The organism is Citrobacter sp. TBCS-14, assembly GCF_005280805.1.
In the GTDB taxonomy this organism is placed as follows: Bacteria; Pseudomonadota; Gammaproteobacteria; order Enterobacterales; family Enterobacteriaceae; genus Citrobacter; species Citrobacter gillenii.
Map to the genome: position 1 here is coordinate 1 of NZ_SZWM01000534.1, position 280 is coordinate 280.

Below are 280 nucleotides of genomic sequence, written 5' to 3' on the forward strand. Positions count from 1 at the left end.
GGACCCAACATCGTTTGACTACGCTGTAACCCGGCGACATCTGGAAATCTTACGCACAGCCACAGATGCAAAAGGACGGCACCTGAACGTGATCACGCTGGAAGGACCATCAACTATTCGCCAGAGCTATGCGAACAGTGATTTTGCCGCCGGTTATATCAATTTCTATCTGTGTAATGATGCGGTCATTGCGCCGGAGTTTGGCGATAAACGCACGGACCGTAACACGCGCGATATTTTGCAGGAGCAATTTACCGGGCGTGAGATTATTCAATTGAAT

Annotated in this window: 1 protein-coding gene; it reads left to right on the plus strand. The window is 49.3% G+C overall.

What is annotated here, in order from left to right; translation table 11 throughout:
• Positions 1-46: 46 nt before the first annotated feature.
• The coding region (locus FDX22_RS19730) for an agmatine deiminase family protein (RefSeq protein WP_370317615.1) at positions 47-280 on the plus strand (234 nt) is incomplete at its 3' end.